Raw genomic sequence first — 21,620 nt, forward strand, 5'->3', positions numbered from 1 at the left:
GAAAAAAATGACGAATCAATTTTACGATCATTGTGAGCAGCTTAGCCCGGTAACGTTTGAAATATTATATAAAAAAATTATAGAAAAAATCCCACAACTTAGCATGATTAATAACTACAAAACCATCCTATTCGGACATAATTTACTCGCAATTTGTCGAGAAATCGCTGAAGAGATTGGTTCTCAAACCAACACGATCCATCAGCTATTTAAACTGAATGAAAATGTGCAGTTAACGACACTAAATTTTTTGGATAAAGAATACGAGCATAAAAAGATTAAACAATTAGATTCAGCTATGAAGGACTTTGTAGACAAAAAGTTATTCGAAAAAGCAAACCAAACTACCACTGAAAAACCAATCATCCACAACTTACCATTTGTTGCATTAGAAAGATTGATAATCGAACGAGGAAATATCAATGACAACGAGCTGGATGTATCGATGAAAAATATTAACATGCCTGTTCAGCTGTCAAAGCTTGCATACAATAAACTCGATAATATTTCATCAAGTAATGTGCTTCGTCATGATGACGTCAGTATTCGTTATCAGACGAAAGAATTGTTGATGCAAATAAAACAGTCGTTAATACGTTACATAGAACAACATCTTGATTATGAGGATGATCACAAAGAACTGATCATTGATGAAATTCAAAGCGAAGATGCAATCGCAAAAGAACTGTATGAGTTTATTGAAACGAGCCATTTTGCATCAATCAAACGAACCTCTACTTTTTTGTACCTATCTTATTTACTTGACTCGATGAATAGTGAGTTTATACAAAAACACACAGAAGCTTATGAACTATTGAGTGCATATGTTAACCGATATGAACAGTTTGAAAGTGTGTGTACGAAATTATTAAAAGAAGCAAGATGTCAGCCATTAGAAATAGTAGGAGAAAAGCGAGATTTATTAAATGACTTTCGTCACCAAGATGTCTATAGTTTTTTACCGTTTATCGGGAAATTGTCACAAGTAATGGCTAGGACTCGTTCAGAAAAGAACCAAACGGAACAATATGGAATAGCGTTGAAATTAAACGGTTCGGTCATGAAAGCTGACGGAATTGGTCGTTCAAATCAAAAGTCGTTTACGTATCAAAAAAACAAGATTGAAAAAATCGCAAAATACGGTGCGTCTTACGGAAAAACAATCGCGACCTGCGGGAATTTGGAAAAGCTCGTTTTAGGAACAGAGCGTCAGGGGAAAAATGACTTTTGGTTTTCATCGATCAATATCATCTTGTTCAAATTCTTTCTTGTACGATTGAATGACCCAACATATAATCCTGAAAAAGAGTTCATGAAGGATATTGAACAAGTTCAGCAACTTGATGGGACGATGAAAATGGAGAAGGTTCATCAATGTTATCAAGCATTAGCAGGTTCGTTTTTAGGAAAAAATGAAAGCCAAAAAATCGAAAAAAAGTTGGACCTAATTCGTACGATGTTTGTAGAGTTTTTAAATCCGAAATTAAACCAAATACAAGAATCGGTCAAAAAAACAACCTATAAAAGAAGAATGGTGTTTTTTAAAAGTATTTTAGGTGAAAAATTGTTTTCACCTGATCGAAAGACGAATTTAAAGAACGAACTTCAAACACATAATTATAAATATACTGCGTTAATGAACGAAGAAATAGAAGACTCATTATTTAGTTTTGAGTATGAATTGGAATTTCGGAATAAATTTTTAACATCGACAAACGAAACGCTCAAAACGAATGTTACGTATGATGTTGGGGAAGAAGATGCAGCAACAGTCATGTTGATCCCATATATCTATGACCGAGAAGCAAAAAAATATGGGATGACAAATGAATGTTTAGCGTTCTTGACCAATATGAGGTCCCCGCAAAGGATTTGTATTCCTTATTTGAGGGAATGGGAATATGAAGGTAGAAAAGAAACAGCATCAGAATTTATGTTCTATTTTGTTTATAAGATGGTGGTCATGTTATTTTTAAAAAACCTTTTAAGTCAATATCCAAAAGAGAAACAAAAGCTATTTGTTGGATTGTGGCATTTCTATCAAAATCAAACAGAAGATTGGAATGAAAATGAAAACATCATCCATCAATTTGTAAAAGAGTTAGAATTCATTTTTGGGATGGATTTTCAAACCGGTTCTCAAGGGTTGAATTTTGTTGCGATGAATCCATACAAAACGAGAAATGCAAAAACGTCAATGTATAGCCGATTGAAAAAAGAATTTCACTTAGAGGAGCCAATTACCACACAAAAAATTGCCATCCTAACACTCACTTCAATGAAATGTGATAGTGTATGGAAAGGCGATGCATATAAAGCTGGGCTGTTTGGTGAAATCTATACGGTTGATTCAGAAGGGAATAAGAGTCAAATCCGAAGAAGGAAAACCTTTTTTGATCATAACAACGAGCAAATGTATCAAAATCCAAAACTATTAGTTGATGTCGTGCGAGAGTTGTACGAAAAAGGTTACAAGGACATTTTGTATGTTGCAAAAACGCCTTATACAACAAAATTCATCGACAAAAAAGAGGGACAAAAAGAATTGTATTTTATGAGTCAAGAAATCATGAAGGCTCTTAATTTTGCAAGTGATTTATCTGTCTATCCGGTTCACTACAATCTCACAAGTGCGTATGAGTCTCGACAAGAAAAGGGGACCAAAAATATCGCGTTATATGTCGATGATACATCGCACATCCAACAGTATTTATATGGGCAACATGAAGGAATCGTGCCGATTGCACAATTTTATACCGGAAACGGATTAAAAGGTCAACAAGGACGAAATGTCTATAATTCGATGATAACATATCAAACGTGGGCTCACATATACGACGATAAAGTCTTAAATAACAAAATTCAAAACGCTTTAATTAATCCAAAAGGCGAAAAACCAGATTTAATCAAAGCGTTAGTTTTGTTACACACAAGCCATTTTGAAGCCTCTCAAAATGTAACGATTAAAATTGATCCATATAAAGAATTAATCGGTGATGAAGGGGTAGCAAAGAGAAGTTTATGGGAAGTTAATCAGGGGAGAAACCGAATGAAAATGAACCAGCTAACTTATTTTTCATACGTCTACAATCAAGTTATGAAGGAGGAGGTGGAGGGTGCGAAATAGCACCATTTTTATGAGCTTTCGAAATGATTATGGATTGATCTACGAATTTGGTTATAACATTGGGCTGTACTTCGCTCTGTGTAATCACCCAGAGGTCAGAATAAACGAAGGGGTGAAAAAGGTATACGATTCATTACTGATGGATCCAAAACGTAATTTAGCAAATTTGGTCATTCAGTTTCGGAAAAAACACCAAATAACAGATGAAGGAATCGCAGAAGACATAAGACGAAACATTGAAAATATATTCTTTTTCGGGTATTTATCAGGTGATTTTACGATCCGCAATTATCTCAAATCAATTGAACGTCATCAAGGCATAAAGATTCATGTCACGTATTTTCAAGCCAATTTTTTCGATCCGATTGGATTGTTTGATTTTGAGGAGAGCAATATGCTGTGGCATAGTCTGGTGAAAGAATCATTTAAACTTGATTTAACACCTGAAGAAATGGATCAATACGGGAGAAAAGGTCGATTTCTACGGGCTGACTCAATTGTTCTGTTCAAACAGGGAAAAAAACAATACGGATTCGTAACAGATAATGGGATGCACCTGCATCACTTAGTTGGAATTGATGGAGTAGACGAATTTCAAAAAAGTCTAAAACGTATTCGAAGTGAATTAGGGAAAAAAACAAAGTTTGCAAATTTAAGTATCGACACAAGAGGCTTCGAAGGGTTTCACTTACATCAAACGGTATTAAAATATGCTTCACTCGTTCGAGATAAAACACTAGTGAAATCAGTACAAAGTGGTTCGTATGCATATTCATTTATCCAATTTTTACTGGAAAATGATTTACTGCAAAGTAAAACAATAGAACTATCTTTAATGGCTCAAAATGATTACGACTATTCCATCATTAATTTGACGCTCCCTTGTGAAAGCATCCAACAAACAGAACAATGGTTATTATTAAAGGAATGTTACCAACAGTACACTAACGGTTCAACCACTAACTTCGATGAGGAAGAAGAGTTTGTATCGAGCGAAGCGCTAACGATTCTATTTGAGAACTTGATTCGGAATTCCAATCTGAACAAAGATGAATTAAAAACGTTTTTAGTTAAAGGAATAGGCGAATTTCAACTCACCGATTACATGACAGGGTTTCAAAATACTGCTTCAAAATATGGTGAAGGTAAGACGCTTAGGGATGATCATGCGGAAGAAACTAAAAAATTATTAAAGGACCCGAAACGAAATTTATTGTTTTTGACAGGAAACCCTGGGATAGGAAAAACAACATCGATTGCAAACGAATTAAAGAAACAACCAGCCTTTTTATTGTTATACACAAGTTGTAGGCGAACAGTAAATGATGACATATTGAGTAAATTTAAAGAAAACGAACTATTGTTTAGCAATAAGGCCATCGCTTTAAGTACGACGTCTAACGACGAAGACCTTTTAAGTGGAAAACCAGTGAAAGTCGTGAATTATGTAGTAAATCAAAAGGAACGAATCGAGCGGCAAAAAAGTTCATCAATCACTTACTTAGAAAAAGAACGCGAAATCAATTATGAAAAGGGGAGTCACCATTTCAAAGAAATTGGAGACGATGAATTTGTTGAAGTTGAAAAACGAAAAACAAGCGGCGTTCTTTCACGCCTTTGTGAAGGAATACGGGAACAAATTGAACACGAAGAATTCAACCAGATCATTGGAACATTTTCAATTCAGGCACTGAAAAAGACAAAAGGGAAAGAAACAACGGATCATTTAAAGAAAATTTTCCCTTTTTTACGGTATAGCGAAGAAAGAGACCGCTACATCGTTGAACCTAGATTGTTTGATCAATTTGTTGAAAAAGTGCCTGTTTGTTGGGTCATGATTGATGAAATTACCGGAGCAGAAGAAGGAGTAAAGTTATACCAGAACATGAAGAAATTGTTGTTTGAACAGATTTACTTGCAATTAACCGAAGAACAACAAAAAAAGTGGAATGTTAAGTTGATCGTGGCGGATGCGTCCATTACGAATGAAAAAATTATTAACCAATTTTTAGAAAAGAAGACAAGGTACGATTATCCGAAAATTTACATTAGTCAAGGGGAACAAGAGAGTGAAGCTTTGGAATTGAAGGAGTTCAACATACCGATTAAAGATGAAAAGTTCACTGGTGTGATGTTAAATACGAATTCATATCCTGCTCGAAAATTAATTATAAACTATTATCTTAATGTTATTGGAATCCCGAAAGATGAATACGATGCAACAAAGCAAGCTGGGAAAGAACGAGTCGATCGTGAACGAAAAGTAAGTGAAATAGAAGATCAAAAAATCATTCACCGCGTCATGGAACATCTTCTAAAGCGACAAGGCGAACAAGTCATCGTTTATGTTCAAAATATCAAACGCATTCATACAATGGTTGAACTATTTCGATATGAATATGAAAGAGAATTTGCTAAGACACCAGAAATATATCAAGATTATTTAGCGATTTCGTCGCAATTAACTACAAAGGAACGAAAAAAGGCTTTAGAGGCTATTGAAAATGATGGTGTACCGATTGTGTTTATGACAAGTTCTGCATCAAGAGGCATCTCATTTCCAAAGACAACAAAAATCATGGCCGTTTTACAAACGTTCCAAGTTGAAAAAGAGTTGATGGAACAAATTCAATTGCATTATCGGATGCGGGGGAATACAGAATGGGATCAATCAAAAGAAAAAACAATCGATTTTTACCTGGTTGATAGTTTTATCTACGGTCAAAATGATTTTGAATGGAATAAACGAAAGATGCAAGTACACTTGTTGTCGTTTTTGACGCTCGTACGTACATGTTTGATGAGTCGAATGTATGGAGAAGCAAAAGTGGGAGCACAACGGTTGAGTGTCGTACCATTAGGTGGACAAGGCGTTAGCCCAGTAAAGCATTCGCTCGTACAAAATGTAGCGGATTCATTAAAATTAATCAAGAAAGAATTAACGATGAAGAAAAAATTTAAATTACTCGAAGACCTGAAAGAAGAACTAATAAAGACGTTTGGACAATTGGAAATGTTCACAAATGATCAGGTGTTTAAAATGAAAAAAAGAGAAGAGATTTTCCGAGAATTCAACATTCGTGCTAAAACAAATTTGTATCAATTACAGTCTTATCAACCATTTCACGAATTTATGTTTTTGCATGGGATGCTCGTTTTCCGAATTCCTGATCGTGTAAGTGATCACGTGAAATTCCTGATCCATAACAGAGAACGAAGTGAACAGTTAATTCAAAAAATAATCGAAGTAAAACAAAAAGATTTAACAAATGACCTGAAGAAAAAATTATCGCACATCCAAGAAATGTTAGAATTTGAGCAAAAACAGCAGGGACGAATGCCAAATAAGTATGTGGAGGAGTCAAAGGACGAAAAGCGGTACATTGTATTTCCGTTATTAAGTTTTACAATTTTTCAAGAATTGAAAGATCACAAGCAATCGCCTGACGAAGAGTCATTTCTAGAATTGTTGTCCTTGTTTGTTAGAGGATTTGCGGATATTTCCTCTGTTACGCCAATCGTGGGGGAGTATCAAGATCTTCCATATATTTCGTTTAAAAGCGACGCGCTAGAAGAAGTAGTGGATAGTCGATTTAAGCAAAACCATTTATTGGTTTCTACTGAAACGAATGTACTTAATTTACTTCTTTTGGAGCATTGACAAACAAATCACTCAATCCTATTGAGTTATCTGAGATATTAATCAAAAATTTTCAATTCCCAAATGGACTCGAAATATCATTTAAAAAAAATTTATAATTTCTAAAAAGAAAATGCAAAATTTAATAAATCTTCTTCAACTTCGAAAAATATAATAAGTATGAAAATAGGAGCGGAAGTTATATGAGAGTCTGGGGAGATATGATTTTAGAATACATGAAAAATTATAATAAAAAACAAGTTTATGCAATCGATATTGAAGATTATTTGCGGAATCGAATAATGCAACAGTATGAGTATAATGGGGGTTATTTTGGGTTTGCAGAGGTTATGAACAAACTCGTCGAAAAAGGAAATATTACACCTATAAAATCACGAGGTCATAATCATCAGAATCCGCCTGTCTATATCCAATACAAATTGGTAAAAAAAGAAAAAGAGAAAAATCTCCAGCATATCAAAAGAATAATGACCGAATATCCTGGGATAAACATGTCCGCATTCTTTGAAGAAGATATATATTTAAAATGGAAGTACTATATAGACCCCATCCACTCCTTTTTGCATATAGAAAGTGATACGAAGAGGTTCGAATTGAAAGCGAATGAACGTTCATTTGAACTTTTTAAAGAAGAAAAATTCTTACTTAGCAAAGAAGGAGATTGGCTATTATCTAGATTAGGGATTACACTAAATGATTTAAATTGTCGAAAAAGTTATGAACCGTTCTTTGAATACCGAAATAGCACAGAAAAACCTAAAAATATACTAATTGTCGAGAACAAAGATACATTCGACTCTGTTAAGGATTTGATGAAAAAAGGGGTCAACACCTGGAATGGTGTCAAATTTGAGATGATCATCTACGGCGAAGGTGATAAAATCCAGCGTAGTTACGAGTTTTTAACGGAATATCATCTTGGCGAATACAATGTCCATTATTTTGGAGATCTGGATGCAAAAGGAATTTGGATTTGTTCGGAACTGATGAAAATGGACGAAAATGTAAGACCGTTTGTTCCATTTTATATTGAAATGTTGGATCGATATGGAGATGAACCGAGTAAGCGTAAATTAATAAAACCTTTAAAGGAAAGCAATATCAAAGAATCACTACAAATTTTCTTGTCGCATTTCGAACATGAATATCATGAAAAAATAAAGAACTGCGTAAAAATTATTCAGTCCACCCAATATTACATTCCACAAGAGGGATTGAATCTAGCTATCTTATATTATTTATCGAAGGGAAAATAACATATATCGAAGGGAAAATAACATATGGAAAAAAACATAGCCATCATGTTGGAGGGGTTTACCGAGCGAATGAAACATGTAGGGATGTTTGCCCCGATATTAAGAGTGGAAAATCCGTCAAAGTTCAAAGAACTACCTATTTCGTCGATTGTATTATACGTCTTACTATATATGTTGGAAAACAAGTTATCTTTAAATACCAGCACAACCAAAGAGGAACTTCAATTTGAAATCTATGAATTAGTCAAACACAACTGGTGTCCAACTTTCACAACGAAAGAAGCGATTGAGTTAGAGGAATGGCTCGTTTCCAAACATCTGAGAAATCACGGTAAAGCACATGAATTTACCTATTTTGACTTCGAAAAAGGAGAAGAGAGGAAACATTTCTTTCATTTGATTGAATACGGGGAAAGAATGAATGTTTTTGCCGATCATTCGAGTGAAACAACTGATTTTGCTCTGACATCGACAGGTCTTGAATTACTTTTTAAAACTAAAGAAGTGTTTGGAGAGTTGCGAATCACAATGTCGCAACTCTTCTTTCGAAAACAATTTGAAAAAGGGTTATTTACAGATGCATTACGGCGCATTCAGGAAATGCATACTTTGATCGAAGACGAAAAAAAACGAATCAAAAAATTACAATCTTCCATTATTAAAGATGCATTAGGTGTATCCCAAAGAAACGATTTGGCAAATATGTTGAAGCAGATCCATGATACCTTGAAATTGGAACGGGATCAGTTCCGTGAATTACAAAACCTTGTTGAAGAAAAAATAAATGAGTATCACGAAGGGCGTTTAACAGAGAGAGAAGCGGAAGGTATACATGTCATCCAAGAGATAGGTAGTAAGTTAAATGAGGCCATAAATCTCCACGAATCATTGTTTACGGAAAAACAAAAAACTCAAAACATCATGAGTGACTCGCTTGAATCGTCCATCGTTCATGCCTTTTCAGTTTACCTTGATTTCGAACAGGAAATTCTAAATGAAATCGTAGAAAGTCCCGTAAATGAAGAAACGCTCAACATCATATCAAAACCGCTTTTGCCATTCAGACATAAAAAGATATTCAACCCACTGGTTGTATTCACCCCGCAGTCGCGAATTAAAAGAAAAGAATCAAAAGCTGAGGCAATCATTGAAATAGACGAAGAAACAATACTTATGCTGGAAGAAAAAGAAGAGTTAGAAAGACAGGAACAAGAATCACGTGAATTTGGGTATGTCTATGCAATACTAAGTCCGCTCACAAAAAAAGAGTCATATACCCTAAAGGATGTATTGACGGAGACAGAAGTAAGGCATCCCGAAATCTATCATACGATTATTGAAAGACAAGATGACTTTTTGGGCTTTGTCACTGAACTTCACCAGGCCGAATATAACCAATTTGAGCAAGTGCCTCCTGATATATGGCAAAAATTGTCGGGTGATAAAAAAGTAAATCGGTTGTTAATCAAATTAACAAATGAATTACCATTATTGGAATCGGTCAATAATTTCAGTTTAATGGAAACTGACCAATATTATTATCTCGGTACAATGCGCTATCGAAATTTAACGATTATTAGAGGAGACTTTTATGGAGTGGGAACAAGAAATCGTTGAAAAAGGATTCAGTTTATATTTGGAATTAAGTAAGAAAGGTTATGTTACTGACAAACAAGGAGAATTCGTACAGTGGTATGAAAACAGACATGTCGAAGAATTCATCCGCAAGGTCATCGAACCAAAAGGGAAAGTAATGATTTTCATGGACGAGGAGACTCGCACGCTTCAGATGGTACCCGATATTGAAAATGAAACAATATCTTTTACAAATGAAGAATTGAAAAAAGAACTGAGATTTCAAGATAATAAGGACGTTCACCTCTTTTATTTCATTCTGTATTTGCTTATTAATGAACTCAGCCAATCACAGGATCGTGAACTTGCCAAGAGATTATATATGCCGATGGAGGAACTTCTTGAAAAACTCGACCAATACATCGATAAGTATCGTATGCTAGGAAACGAGAAATTGGAAAAAATCAGTGATAAGTACCAAGTTGATGTGATCGGTATTGTAAATGCATGGGATCGAATGTCAGTATTCAAAGAGGGTGCAATAAACCATGTACAGACGAAAGAAAATCATAGAATGTATATCGAAAGGTCGCTTCGATTTTTAGAAAATGAAAAATTGGTGAAAATCAAAGGCAAAAATGAAATCACTGTGACAAACAAAATGGAAAATATAATCAGCCATTACTACCACCAAATCACTAGCAAAAACAAAATCCATCAGCTGCTTCACGTGGATCTGGAAATGGATAATGTTGAGGGAGGAGAATAACAGTGCCAAAAATGAATCGATACCGTTTAACGAACATCCAACTGGATGAGGGGAAAAAATTGATTTCAGATAGTATTTGGGAAATGAACGGAAAAGATGCGTTGTTCATTCTGGAAAATGGAGGGGGCAAAACCAGCATAATCCAGCTGATTACACAAACCATCCTACCGAATTCAACGCTTAGCAAGAGAGAGTTGAAAAACACGGTAAACAAAGGAACAACTGGTCACATAATGACAGAATGGAAACTAGACGGAGACAACCTTCCGTATGAATATCTCTGCCTCGGATTTACCTTCATGAATGGAGAGTCATCCAAAGAGAATTTAGCCTACTTTACCTACTGCTTTGCGTATAACAAAACGGATTCCGTACAAATTGGCACACTTCCCGTCCAGCAAAATGGAAAAGTGACCCGTTTTGCGGAATACAAAAAACATCTAAGACAGAACGAGATCCGAATTTTCGATGTAAACCGTGAATATAAAAAGGAACTAAAGCGATACAATATTTTGTCGGAAGAATGGGAAATGATTCAAAAGATCAATGGGGATGAAGGTGGCGTCGACAAGTTTTTTAAAAACGCAACGAGCACAAAGGATTTATTAGTCAAACTCCTCATTCCAGAGGTCGAGAAGACGATATTCGATACCGTGGAAAAGAAAAAGGAAATCCAAAATTATTTTAAGGAATACAGCAAAAATCTACTCAGGATACCTGATATGAAAAGGGACCTACAGGATTTTTTTGTCATCAAGGATCGCGCGGAAGTTGTTGTTAGTTCCGTTAGTACGTACGAAGCGAAAAAAATGCTCTTTTTGCAAACTCAAAAAGAAGTCATCATCCTAAAGAAGAGTGTTGAAACGGAGATTAAACAGAAAACAGAACAAATGGGTCACCTTTCAGAGGAACAAGAGAACATTGAAAGTGAAATGAAGGAAATCAAATGGAAGTTGGAAAGCCACAAAGTACACCTTTTAGAAGCCCAATTGAATGAAATAAAAAGGAAAATGAAAGAGACCGAAACGTCTCTTGAAAGAAAAGAAGGCGCATTAGAAAAATGTAAAGCTCTTTTGAAAAAATGGGAAGCGACAAAAGAATATGAGGAATACTTGAAAATTGAACAGGACGTCATAAACTTAAAGGCAGAAATTGCAGCGTTATCTGCAAGTGATGCGGAACTTGAAGTAGAAAGAAATGAATCAAAACGTCTGTTAAATGAAGCGTGGAAATACTTGCTGGAAGTAGAAGAAGCGCGCCTGTCTCTGCAACAAAGTGAAGTCCGAGAAATGGAGGAACAAATCGCAAAACAAAAAGCGGAGCACAAGCGATTGCAAAATGAAAAAGAGACAGCTGGAGCGAACTACCAAAAAGCCGTTCACATACAGGAAAGCCATCAAAAGGAAAAACAACTCATCGAAAAAGACGTCCACATTGATGCGGGAGATCGTCCCCATGATTTTTTGGATACCTTTGGAAAAGAGCAAGAAGAATCAACTTTCATCATCAAAGAAAAAGAATCGGAAAATACGAAGCTAATAGAGTCGATAAAAGAAAAAAGAAAGTGGCTTACTCAATCTGCACTGATTGAACAGGAAAAGAAGGCGAAAGTCAATCAATTGAAGGAAAAGCGGAAACAATACGACGAAGTAGTAAAAATGATTAGTGGGTACCTTGAATACGATGGGAAAATGGTGACTAATTTACAAGATGAGTCATCCGAGATTCTTTCGGATTATATGCGAGGGATGGAAAATGCAGAGAGAACTGTGGACGAGTATAAGCAGGTCCTCCATGATATTTTGCAAAAAATGAATCTGTTAGATTCCTATGATTTCTTCGTACCAAACGAAACACTTCTCGATATCCAAGCACATCTCGAAGAAAAAGGTGTCGTCGTAATGCTTGGTAGTGAGTGGTTGTCTGAACTATCAAACGAGGATCTCAAAAAAGAGTACTTGCAATCATTCCCGCTTCTTCCGTATTCCCTATTAGTTGAAGAAAATCAATTAAGTGATGTGAAGAAGAAAATGGCGCCTCTGCAAGAAACCATTTTTAACACACCCATTTTATTTTATGTGAAAAATCAATTAAAAACGGGACAAACGAACACCTATCGAACCGGTGAATTTAGCCGAGTCGAAGGTGGGCTATGGCTTTATCAACAACTCGATATTGGATGGTTTGATTCGAAAGAAAATTTTGAAGAAAGTCTCAAAAAACTATCGGATGATAAAGCACAAACATACGAACAAATCGACTTCGCAAAAAAAGAATACGAACAGAAGAAAATGGTGGCGGAATCGATACAGTCTTTCAAAGAAAACTATTCAATCTGCTTCCCTGAGGAAAATGAAAACGAACAAAAAGAGCTGGAAGAAGAAATCAACGGTATAAATGAAGAGATGGAACGTGAAAACCAGAAGATTTTGGAGATGGAAAATGAAATCAATATAAATCAACTGTCCATCCATGAACAAGGGCGTAAGTATGAAGAAAGAAAAGGGCTCATAAAGAAAATCCAATATTACGTGGAGACTTTTCCTAATCCAGAAGAAATCACTCGTGCCGTAGAAGATCGCCGAGTCCTACATGAGCAAATCAAAACGAAGATATTTCTTTGTGAGGACGAACAGGTAGTGTTAGAAAAAAAACTGAATGAGGGAAATAAAAGAACGTACGTCATTGAATTACAAATCACGCAGTTTCAAAACGATAAGGAACGACATCAGTTGGATGATAACGTTGAACCGAATGATTTGTACACAAGTGTAGAAAAGGTAGAGTTCGAGGCTAGATATTTGGCAGCGCAAAAAGAGTACGAAAAAAAGGAACAAGTGAAAATACTGAAGGAAAGTAACTTGTTTGACAAGAACGCGCAAATGAAAAAATCCGAAACAGCTATTGATGACATTGGTTCTTCTCTGGAAGAGATGAAAAGTAGCTATCAAAAGCAACTTGGGCTGAATGAATTAATCAAGGAAGAGAAAGTAAACCACGCTAAACTTAATCAACAAGTGAATAGTTTGAAGGTGATGGTTGGAACGGAGCAAGGTTTAAAAGAAGGAAAAGAAAAGGAAATTGCCACTCAAATTGAGGCAATCGAGGATGCGTTCAAACACGGAATCTACGAGTATGATCCAGAAGATCATGAAAGAGAACATCAAACATTTAAAAAGAATAAAGAACGTCTCTTCAGCAGAGGGAAAGAAATCAAACAGGAAGTGGAAGCACTTCGAGCGCGTAAAAATGATATGGAGTATAGCTTACGATTGTTCAGCAGTATTGGACAACTTCCTCCTTATAAGACAGAACACGAACTTCTGACAGAAGGTTTCATATTGAACGCATCTATTTCGTATGAAGAACACGTGGACAAACAAGTGAAATTGTTTAAGAAATATCAAACCGAACGTAAAAATTCTGAAGGGAATGTGCTCGTTGCATTTGACACATACATCGACAAAATCAATGGTTCGAAGAATGAAAAAGTCGAACGATTTAGCCACGGATTGTCGAAATTACGCGAAAGCGAAAAACTGTTTGATTCGGAATACATCTTTGAGACCTTCAGTCGCATCTTCGACACGATCGATGCATATGAACAAGATTTGAACAGAAAAATCGAAGAATGTGAAAAAGACAAAGAGAAACTTGTAGAACTTTGTTACCAGCGGGTAGATTTAATTCACAAGAACATAATGGAAATTCCTAAATATTCCCGCATTGAACTATTCGGACATGAGATTCAATTGATCAAAATACGCTGGGATCGGAACATAGAAGATGAGGCGAAATCAAACGTCCATCACCATGTAGACATCCTTTTGAAGAACATGCAAAAAATGAAGAATGAGAATAATACCGAGAAAGAAATGAACGAGTATATGAATTCACAATTGGAAAATGTAGTGATTTTAGAAAAAATCGCGCCGATCCACAAGTGTCATGTGACAATTTACAAACCACGTAAACAATCATTGATGTCAGCTTCGTCAGATAATTGGAAATTGTGGGATGAAGTTTCAGATTGGTCTGGTGGGGAAGAATTTAGTTCGTATATGTCCATGTTCATGGTATTGGTTAGTTATCTACGTAAAAAAGTGAATGCAAAGGATGATTCTTGGAAAATGATTATTGCCGATAATCCATTTGGAAAAGCGTCTTCGGAACATGTGGTTGCGCCGATCATGGAACTTTCGAGAAAAAGTAAAATTCAGATGCTTTGCCTGACAGCGCACAATATTGGAGAAATTAGATCTCATTTTGAATGTGTCATGAGTAATCGGTATTACAGCGTGGCAGGTATAGAATTGCTCCAAACTCAGGTGGAACTTGGGAGTTTCGCTTATGAATTAGATTAAATGGACTAAACCAAATGATTGAAGGGTATTAATACTCGCAGTATTAAAAAACCAACCAAAAATCATTCTACCCTTTGAAAATGATTTTGAAGTGCACCCCAAATGTTAGACACATCTAACATTTGGAGGTGTTTGCTAAACTTTATTCAACATAATGGCAGATTTATGTATTTCTTTTAAATCTGTTCGTCTTTTTTACCTTGCATATTTTCAGTATCGTTAGCTTGATTACCTAATTCCAGTTGATTTCTTAAGTGTTGCTCTAATTGGTTTAATTCATTTTTATGTTGTTCTTTCAGTTGATTAATAAATTCTTCGTGGTTCTTTTTTATAGCTACAATTAAAGAAAGTTCATGCTGTTTTTGCAATTCTAATCTTTCATTCTTTGATGCCTCGACTTGAATTTTTAAGAAATCGTATTGACTTTTCAATTCAGTTTTTTCTTTTATGTATTGAACATTCAACTCATTCATTTTTGAATTTAATTCTTCCATTTTTATTTTTACTTCTAAAAAAGAAGAATTAGTTTTATTAACTAGATTGTTTGTTTCAATAAATTTTCCATTTAGAGTCGTATCTTCCTTTTTACTAGAAAAATAACTATCAACACCAACTAGCCCAGTTACAGCAACTGAATTGAATAAAGCTATTATAGTTGTATAAAATGTAAATTTATTGCCATTATAATTATTTGTAAAAAAAGTATTTGAATTATATGCTAAATACCCTAAAGCAAAAATGCTAATTCCGAAAAGTATAATAGGAAAAACGTACTTAGATTTATCGCCTAATTTCTTTGTAGATATATAAAAGATAATAATTACTAGTAGAGTAGTACAAACTAGGGCAATAATGAAACTTAAAAAATTACTCATTCCAAACTCCTTATAAAAATTTTTTTGTAAATATTTTAGCAAAAACCTCCTTATTCAAGACTTGTTGAATTTTCAATTTTCTCATAATACAAATATTATTGTACCAAAAAATGAACTTTCATCAAACAATTTCAACAGCTGGTAGTGAAGTTCTTTTTCACTAGTTGTGCATAATGCACCATTTGATCGAAAATTTTTAGTATTAATGGATTTCTTTAGTAGACATTCCCGTAAATGATTTAATCCAGATCATCCGCTCATTTCACCAAGGTCTTCCATTCCATTGTTATAACTCCCAGACCCACTTCAAAAATGTTTTTTTGTCAGAAACTGTGGGATTTTTCCTTCATCAAAATTGTGTATTGTAATTAATTACATTTACAAGAAAAGCATAGCGAAAATCTGGCCCATCAATTAGCTATAAGAATTTGTGAACTATTGACAGCACATATTTTTCTCGTGTAAATGTCACTCAAAATAATTAGTCTGGCATATTGGAGAAATTAAGGAAAGTAACAAGTGTATTGAAAGTAAACTAGAAGGAATTGAAAATTTAGATAGATATCAAGAAAAAACTAAACATTGGTGCACTGGGAAAAAATAATATTAACAGACATCATTTTTATAATCATTATTACGTTTTATTCGTTCACAAAATGGCATAATAAAAGAAAAATCCATTACCTGTTTAGGTATGGGTCCTTTTTGCTTTAAGTTGTCAAATACTTTTTGCATTGTATCTTCTATTTTTAGGATTTCGTTTGAACCTTCTATCTTAAAATATTCCACACAAGTTTCAATAATATTTTCATGAATTTGTTCTTGAGAAAAAACAATTATGGCATGTGAAATATATTCAACTTCGTGGTTTTCTAATTCAATTGAGAACACAAGGAAGCTGAAAAGCATTTAAAATTAATCTTTGAATGAATTGAGATAAAACGCAGGGTAAAATTAATCGGAAATCGACTCATTTTCATAATAAAATATACTCTTTCGAACATTTACACAGCTGTAATGTAGCAAAACTCTGCGTTAGTTAAACAACAAATAGAGGTTGATCTTTAAAGGGGCTGTTGACAAAATGGAAAAGAAGGCCGTATCTAACCGGAACCGACTACGTGTAATAATATAAACCAGTTTCAACTTGTGACCATTCCATTTCAGTCAAACATTATGAATACTTGGGTTATTTGCGAAAAAGAAGGTCTAACATTAAGTAGACCTTCTAATTTTTATAGTTTTTAGACAAACGATTCCGTTTCAAGTTGTTTCCAAAAATCATTTTCATGAACGATCATAACCTGTGTGCCAGCTTTACGGAGTTGAACTGCTAATCTAATTCAATTTTCTAAAAATGGAGGGTTTGCCATGGATCTAAAATTATTACTAATTAGTTATGAAAGTCAATGTGAGTACATTGATAGGGAAAAACACTTAATGGAAATTTTAACTCAATTGAAATATGGGAAGGAGATGGAAAGAAGTAGAGCTGAAGTCGATTTGGAGTTGGCTAAAATTAAAATTGCATATAGTAGGGCTGTTAATTTTATAACCAATGTAACTGGAATGACAGATACAGAAATTAAGTCTATAATTGAAAAATAAGAGATGATAATCTTTGTGAATATATACGGTACTTTTAAATTAAGATGTTGAAGTTTTGTGATTGAAAAAAGGATTTTCTGTATTAGAAAGTTGCAGACTGTAGACAAACTCGATGAAAATCAAGTTTACCTACAGTCTTTTTTGTTTTAAATAGATTTAGTAAAGTTTCCTTGAAGTGAGATAGAGATCATGCTTAATTAAGTTGATTTTATTAAAATACATTATGGTTCTTCATTAACAATTGGGGGAAATAATGTTTTTATGGTGATAATAAATGAGATATAAAAAAAAATACACATGTATGAACAACTGACTGCTCACCCTGGATCATAAACAATTCCATTAATCCAAAACCCTAACATTTTATTGGGATTACAGACGATTCCATAGAAAAAGTTGTGAACAATTACTAGTTCACAACTTCCTCACTGATCATTGTTCTACTCCAATAGTCAGACAAAAACATAAGTGAAAATGAGTAAAATCAGTAAGCGTCAAACTATCTCCACATGGTTTAGCACTTTTTCTATGGGATAATCTCTTCAAGAATTAAAATGGAAGTTTGCTCTCGTCCTGGAGCACCGATTCGGTCGTGTTCTGCTTCAATTGGGAAACCAATGCTACTGTTTTCCCATCCGCTTCTCGACCGACAGTCACGGATCTCGCCATAGACTTCGTGTACCCCATTCGGGAGTCCAGTAAATAGAAGCTTCAGGCTTACCAGTAAGATGGAGAGAACGAAAATGGTTATAACGACCAATTCCATAAGGAGTGGTGGATATTCATCGGTAATAGGATACCGTACTTTTCTCAACCAATCGCTCTCCACCGAGCACAAATGTCTCCAAGAATAGCATGTGTTCCAGTTTCAGGATGCCACGTAAGGACCCCGCCTTGGAAGGATTGAGTGAATCCCTTCCCATCAAAAGATGCTTCTCCGACATTAAATGATAGCTGAGTTTCGACCTTTCACAACCCAGTTCAACCCATTTCATTCGGAAAGCGCCATGGATTTCATAAGCGCCTGTGGTAGGCGTCCAATAATGAATTATTGAAAACATTTGTTCTTATTTTTGGAATAACAAAATATATGTTCGGTTATTCTAAGGGTAAAGAAAAGGAGGTTAATCCTTATGATAATAAATGCAGAACATATCGCTATACAATTACTTGAACAGGGTATATATCAGGAATACAAGGAAGCTGAAAAGCATTTAAAAATAATTAAGGAGGAATTCCGTAATCGATTACATTCTTACGAGGGGAGCAGAATTGAATTTCTCAAACATAATTTGGTGGCTAAGTTTACTCGAAGAAAAAAATATTATTATACAGATCAAGCTCTTAACGATTATTTACATAGCATAGGTCTCCTTCCTGCTGTAGTAAAGATATCTCATAACAGTATCAAAGATAAACCGGATATAATTAAACGGCTAGAACCTTTCCAGCTACAAGATAAATTTTATGTAAGACCTACTTTTAAGATTGAGGGAATGAAAGATTTAATCGCACCTTGTGTAGCTCCTTTGGAAAATTTGGATATCGATAGTCTTGCCGTTTTGTTTAACAGGTTCTATGAAATCCACAAGAAAATGCAAGAATTATATGATATGGCCAAGCAAAGAATGTTACATTGCCCAATTCTTCAAAAGGAAAAAAAAATCAACTTTAAGTACGGGAGCCTTTCTCTCGTTAAATGCAAGCCTGCATATGACTCCTATGAGATTTTTAATGATTTGGGTGCTGAATTTCTCATAAATTACGGACAGGTTTCCCTTGAAAAGGTGCAGGAGTATATGTTAAGGGGAATTTTGTCTGAACGAGATATTGATCAATACAGGATTGTCATTGACATTCTTCTTTCTTTTCAATTACTTCCTTTAGATGTTGAGCAACAAATGCTAGAAAGATTTCATAACAAGCGTATTACCACTTCTTTAAATTCCTATCTATCAAAACGGAGAGTAGACTCTTAAAAAAGAACATTTATATTAAATATGGGGGTATTTTTTTATGGATGATAAGAATAAAAATTACTTGCAGAACTCTTTTCAATCCGGTTATCAACAAGGGTTTACTGATGGTTACCGTCAAGGTCAGGAGCTATTAAAACTACAAATTTTAGAGCGTATGAGAGATCAGGAATTAATCATTAAACTGCTATCATCAATTAAAACTCAGGAGAAATTATAGGTTTCTTCGAGAGTTTTGAGTACGTAAGGGTTGATTTTTTCTGATAATTGTTTTTTCTATATAAGAAAGTACGGACTGACCAAGCATTCCGTAGCTAAGGGGTGTCTGCTTTTGCAGCCATCCTTTTCGAATGAGTTGGGATAAAACGCGGGGGAAAATTAAATTACTTGGATTATTGCGAAAAAGAAGGTCTAACATAAAGTAGACCTTCTAATTTTTTTTAGTTTTTTAGACAAACGCTTTTTTTTCAAGCTGTTTCCAAAAATCGTTTTCATGAACAATCACAACTTGTGTACCAGCTTTTCTGAGTTGAACAGCTTTTTCGACTTTGCGGCCGTAGCACGAAAACGCCCAACATGGATTGCCTTCACCACCAACAATTAAAAAGTTTGTTTTTTTGGTGACGGAATTGGTGAATTGCCCACCATGTTGCGTGATGAGTTCCGCAAAGTCATTCCGTTTAGCGCGGTAAGATGCTCCGGTAAAACAAAACGTTTTGTTGCTGAATGAGATCGACGGATTCGCAGCACAAATACCTTCCACTGAATACTTTGCTTGCAATGTTTTCATTTCTTCTTCATTTAAATTGTAAGATTGTTTTGCATCGATAAAATTCGAAAAGAACGCAACAAGTGATTGACGTTCGTCTTCAGTGATCACTCCGTCTTCTAATACGCTCATAATCAAACTATCAATTTCATCAAATGGATACGTTCCTTTTAAGAAGGCGCGTTCGTCTAACCAAGCTTTTAATTGCTTGATTTCTAAATCGGACAATTCGTTGTCTGAAAGCACCCCGTGCAAGATCCCTTCAAGTTGTTGAATGGAAGAGGTAACCAAGTCGTAAAACTCATTAAAATCATCGGTTTGCATGACTTGGTGGCATAACCAAAGAATGTCATCCATTTCTTCAGGTTCTAGTACACCATCCTCGAGGGCTTGGTCAATCACTGGAATGATGTCTGAAAAAGGCGGTTTGTTTGCTAAAAAACGATGCAAATTGCACCAATGTACCAATTCAGATACTTCATCATCATTCACAATCGCATCAAATTTCATCCCATTGATAATCCCGATTAACGAATTGATGGCTTTGTGAAGCTCAGCTTTTGGCATGAAACGACGAACACCTTCTGGGTTATCACGTTGCGTTTTCTTTTTTGTTTTTTTCGCTTTTAGAGGCGGATTGTTGCTTGATGGATACCATTCAGGGTCATAAGCACGCTGAAGGATCGCAAATAATTGACGAACATCATCGATTGCAGTGTGCGTTTGTTCGGTTCCCATCTCAAAAAACTGAAGACAGGTTTCAAGTGAATAAGATGGAAGGTCCGGATAAATCGCACGAATCAGGTCAATGGAATCGACAGTTGGATGGTCGGGCGAAATCCAACCGTAATGCACTAAGAACTTACGGTCAAACGGTACATTGTGTGCAATGATTGGGAATGGAAAGCGTTTTGTTAATCGTTGAAATTGCTCAATAAACGGAACGTGTGACGAAATCGTCGCATAGCCTTTCCCGTAACCTTCTTGAATGCGATTTGCGTCTTCGATGAGATAGAAGTGCTCGCTGTGAACGATTTCATTTAGTTGAAGCACTAAACAGGCAACTTCTTTGATGCCGCTTTCGACTTGGAAGTCACCAGTTTCTATATCGACTAAAATGTACTCGTTCATACAAGACACTCGCTTTCTAGGATTTGTACATTTGAGCCAAACCGTTCCGCTAAAAAGTCGTTACATTCGTCAAGGGTAGCAAAAATACGAGCTTCATCCATTGCGAAATAATTGTATTGGTTGGAAAAATCACATTTTCGAATTGAAACAACTTTTGTGCGGGGTTTGCCTGTTTGATCTTTGTATTTTTGTGTGTACGTTTTAATAACGTTAAATTGGATTCGTTGTTGTTCGATTCCGTTTTGTAAGATCACAAATAAAGCGTTGGTTTTTACTTTGCTAAAGTCCAGTGGTTGGTCTGGGAGTGGATACAAACCTTTTGATGAAAAACAATCACTTCCGTCGATATAGTAATTCAGTAAACGTTCAGGAAAAAGGAATCCGGTTACGCTAACTGTATTTTCATTGATATCTAGAATAGCGCTCGCTAACTCTTCAATTCGTTCTTGTAACATTGAAAGCACCTCTTTTTACGTAGTGGGTGAATCGTCATGGTGTAATTTTAATCT

General features: G+C 35.1%; 13 protein-coding genes and 2 pseudogenes. 9 read left to right on the plus strand and 6 right to left on the minus strand.

What is annotated here, in order from left to right:
* Positions 1 to 7 precede the first annotated feature (7 nt).
* The 6 genes from ACFVR2_RS07440 (at position 8) to ACFVR2_RS07465 (ending at position 14,752) form a co-directional block, all read left to right on the plus strand.
* Complete coding sequence (locus tag ACFVR2_RS07440; protein ID WP_387360293.1) at positions 8 to 3,127, plus strand: hypothetical protein; 3,120 nt, start codon at positions 8 to 10, stop codon at positions 3,125 to 3,127.
* Positions 3,117 to 6,788, plus strand: a complete 3,672-nt coding sequence (locus tag ACFVR2_RS07445; protein WP_387360295.1) for a helicase-related protein — start codon at positions 3,117 to 3,119, stop codon at positions 6,786 to 6,788. The genes ACFVR2_RS07440 and ACFVR2_RS07445 overlap by 11 nt, the downstream gene beginning before the upstream one ends.
* Positions 6,789 to 6,970: 182 nt before the next feature.
* Positions 6,971 to 8,044, plus strand: a complete 1,074-nt coding sequence (locus tag ACFVR2_RS07450; protein WP_387360297.1) for a Wadjet anti-phage system protein JetD domain-containing protein — start codon at positions 6,971 to 6,973, stop codon at positions 8,042 to 8,044.
* Between the two features lie 24 nt (positions 8,045 to 8,068).
* Positions 8,069 to 9,661 carry a hypothetical protein gene (locus tag ACFVR2_RS07455; RefSeq protein ID WP_387360299.1) on the plus strand — a complete coding sequence of 531 codons (1,593 nt, stop codon included), beginning with the start codon at positions 8,069 to 8,071 and terminating at the stop codon, positions 9,659 to 9,661.
* Entirely contained in the window at positions 9,636 to 10,388 is a 753-nt protein-coding gene (locus ACFVR2_RS07460; RefSeq protein WP_387360301.1) for a DUF6063 family protein, read from the plus strand. The genes ACFVR2_RS07455 and ACFVR2_RS07460 overlap by 26 nt, the downstream gene beginning before the upstream one ends.
* A gap of 11 nt (positions 10,389 to 10,399) precedes the next feature.
* On the plus strand, positions 10,400 to 14,752 hold the full coding sequence (locus ACFVR2_RS07465; protein WP_483867294.1) for a hypothetical protein: 4,353 nt from the start codon (positions 10,400 to 10,402) through the stop codon (positions 14,750 to 14,752).
* 176 nt (positions 14,753 to 14,928) lie between these two features.
* Here the strand turns inward: ACFVR2_RS07465 and ACFVR2_RS07470 are convergent, their stop codons facing one another.
* A complete protein-coding gene (locus tag ACFVR2_RS07470) occupies positions 14,929 to 15,627 on the minus strand; it encodes a hypothetical protein (protein ID WP_387360305.1) in 699 nt (232 codons plus the stop codon).
* 606 nt (positions 15,628 to 16,233) lie between these two features.
* On the minus strand, positions 16,234 to 16,536 hold the full coding sequence (locus tag ACFVR2_RS07475; RefSeq protein WP_387360307.1) for a hypothetical protein: 303 nt from the start codon (positions 16,534 to 16,536) through the stop codon (positions 16,234 to 16,236).
* A 462-nt stretch (positions 16,537 to 16,998) separates the two neighbouring features.
* On the opposite strand from ACFVR2_RS07475, the gene ACFVR2_RS07480 reads away from it, so the two are divergent.
* Positions 16,999 to 17,235: a hypothetical protein gene (locus ACFVR2_RS07480; RefSeq protein WP_387360309.1), complete on the plus strand. Its 237-nt coding sequence runs from the start codon at positions 16,999 to 17,001 to the stop codon at positions 17,233 to 17,235.
* An 810-nt stretch (positions 17,236 to 18,045) separates the two neighbouring features.
* Here the strand turns inward: ACFVR2_RS07480 and ACFVR2_RS07485 are convergent.
* Together ACFVR2_RS07485 and ACFVR2_RS07490 are read right to left on the minus strand one after the other, a co-directional pair.
* Positions 18,046 to 18,150 (minus strand): annotated as a pseudogene (locus tag ACFVR2_RS07485) (hypothetical protein); the annotation flags it as partial.
* 62 nt (positions 18,151 to 18,212) lie between these two features.
* Positions 18,213 to 18,296 (minus strand): annotated as a pseudogene (locus ACFVR2_RS07490) (hypothetical protein); the annotation flags it as partial.
* Positions 18,297 to 18,368: 72 nt separating this feature from the next.
* Here ACFVR2_RS07490 and ACFVR2_RS07495 point away from each other — a divergent pair.
* The gene (locus ACFVR2_RS07495) at positions 18,369 to 19,214 is read left to right on the plus strand and encodes a hypothetical protein (protein WP_387360311.1); all 846 of its coding nucleotides are present in this window, start codon (positions 18,369 to 18,371) and stop codon (positions 19,212 to 19,214) included.
* Between the two features lie 37 nt (positions 19,215 to 19,251).
* Complete coding sequence (locus ACFVR2_RS07500) at positions 19,252 to 19,431, plus strand: hypothetical protein (RefSeq protein WP_387360313.1); 180 nt, start codon at positions 19,252 to 19,254, stop codon at positions 19,429 to 19,431.
* A gap of 228 nt (positions 19,432 to 19,659) precedes the next feature.
* Here the strand turns inward: ACFVR2_RS07500 and ACFVR2_RS07505 are convergent, their stop codons facing one another.
* Both ACFVR2_RS07505 and ACFVR2_RS07510 read right to left on the minus strand, forming a co-directional pair.
* A complete protein-coding gene (locus ACFVR2_RS07505) occupies positions 19,660 to 21,111 on the minus strand; it encodes a BRCT domain-containing protein (RefSeq protein WP_387360315.1) in 1,452 nt (483 codons plus the stop codon).
* Positions 21,108 to 21,566, minus strand: coding sequence for a hypothetical protein (locus ACFVR2_RS07510; protein ID WP_387360317.1), 459 nt, complete (start codon positions 21,564 to 21,566; stop codon positions 21,108 to 21,110). The genes ACFVR2_RS07505 and ACFVR2_RS07510 overlap by 4 nt, the downstream gene beginning before the upstream one ends.
* Positions 21,567 to 21,620: the final 54 nt, after the last annotated feature.

Source organism: Gottfriedia sp. NPDC057991, from assembly GCF_042886615.1.
Classification (GTDB): Bacteria; Bacillota; Bacilli; order Bacillales; family Bacillaceae_G; genus Gottfriedia.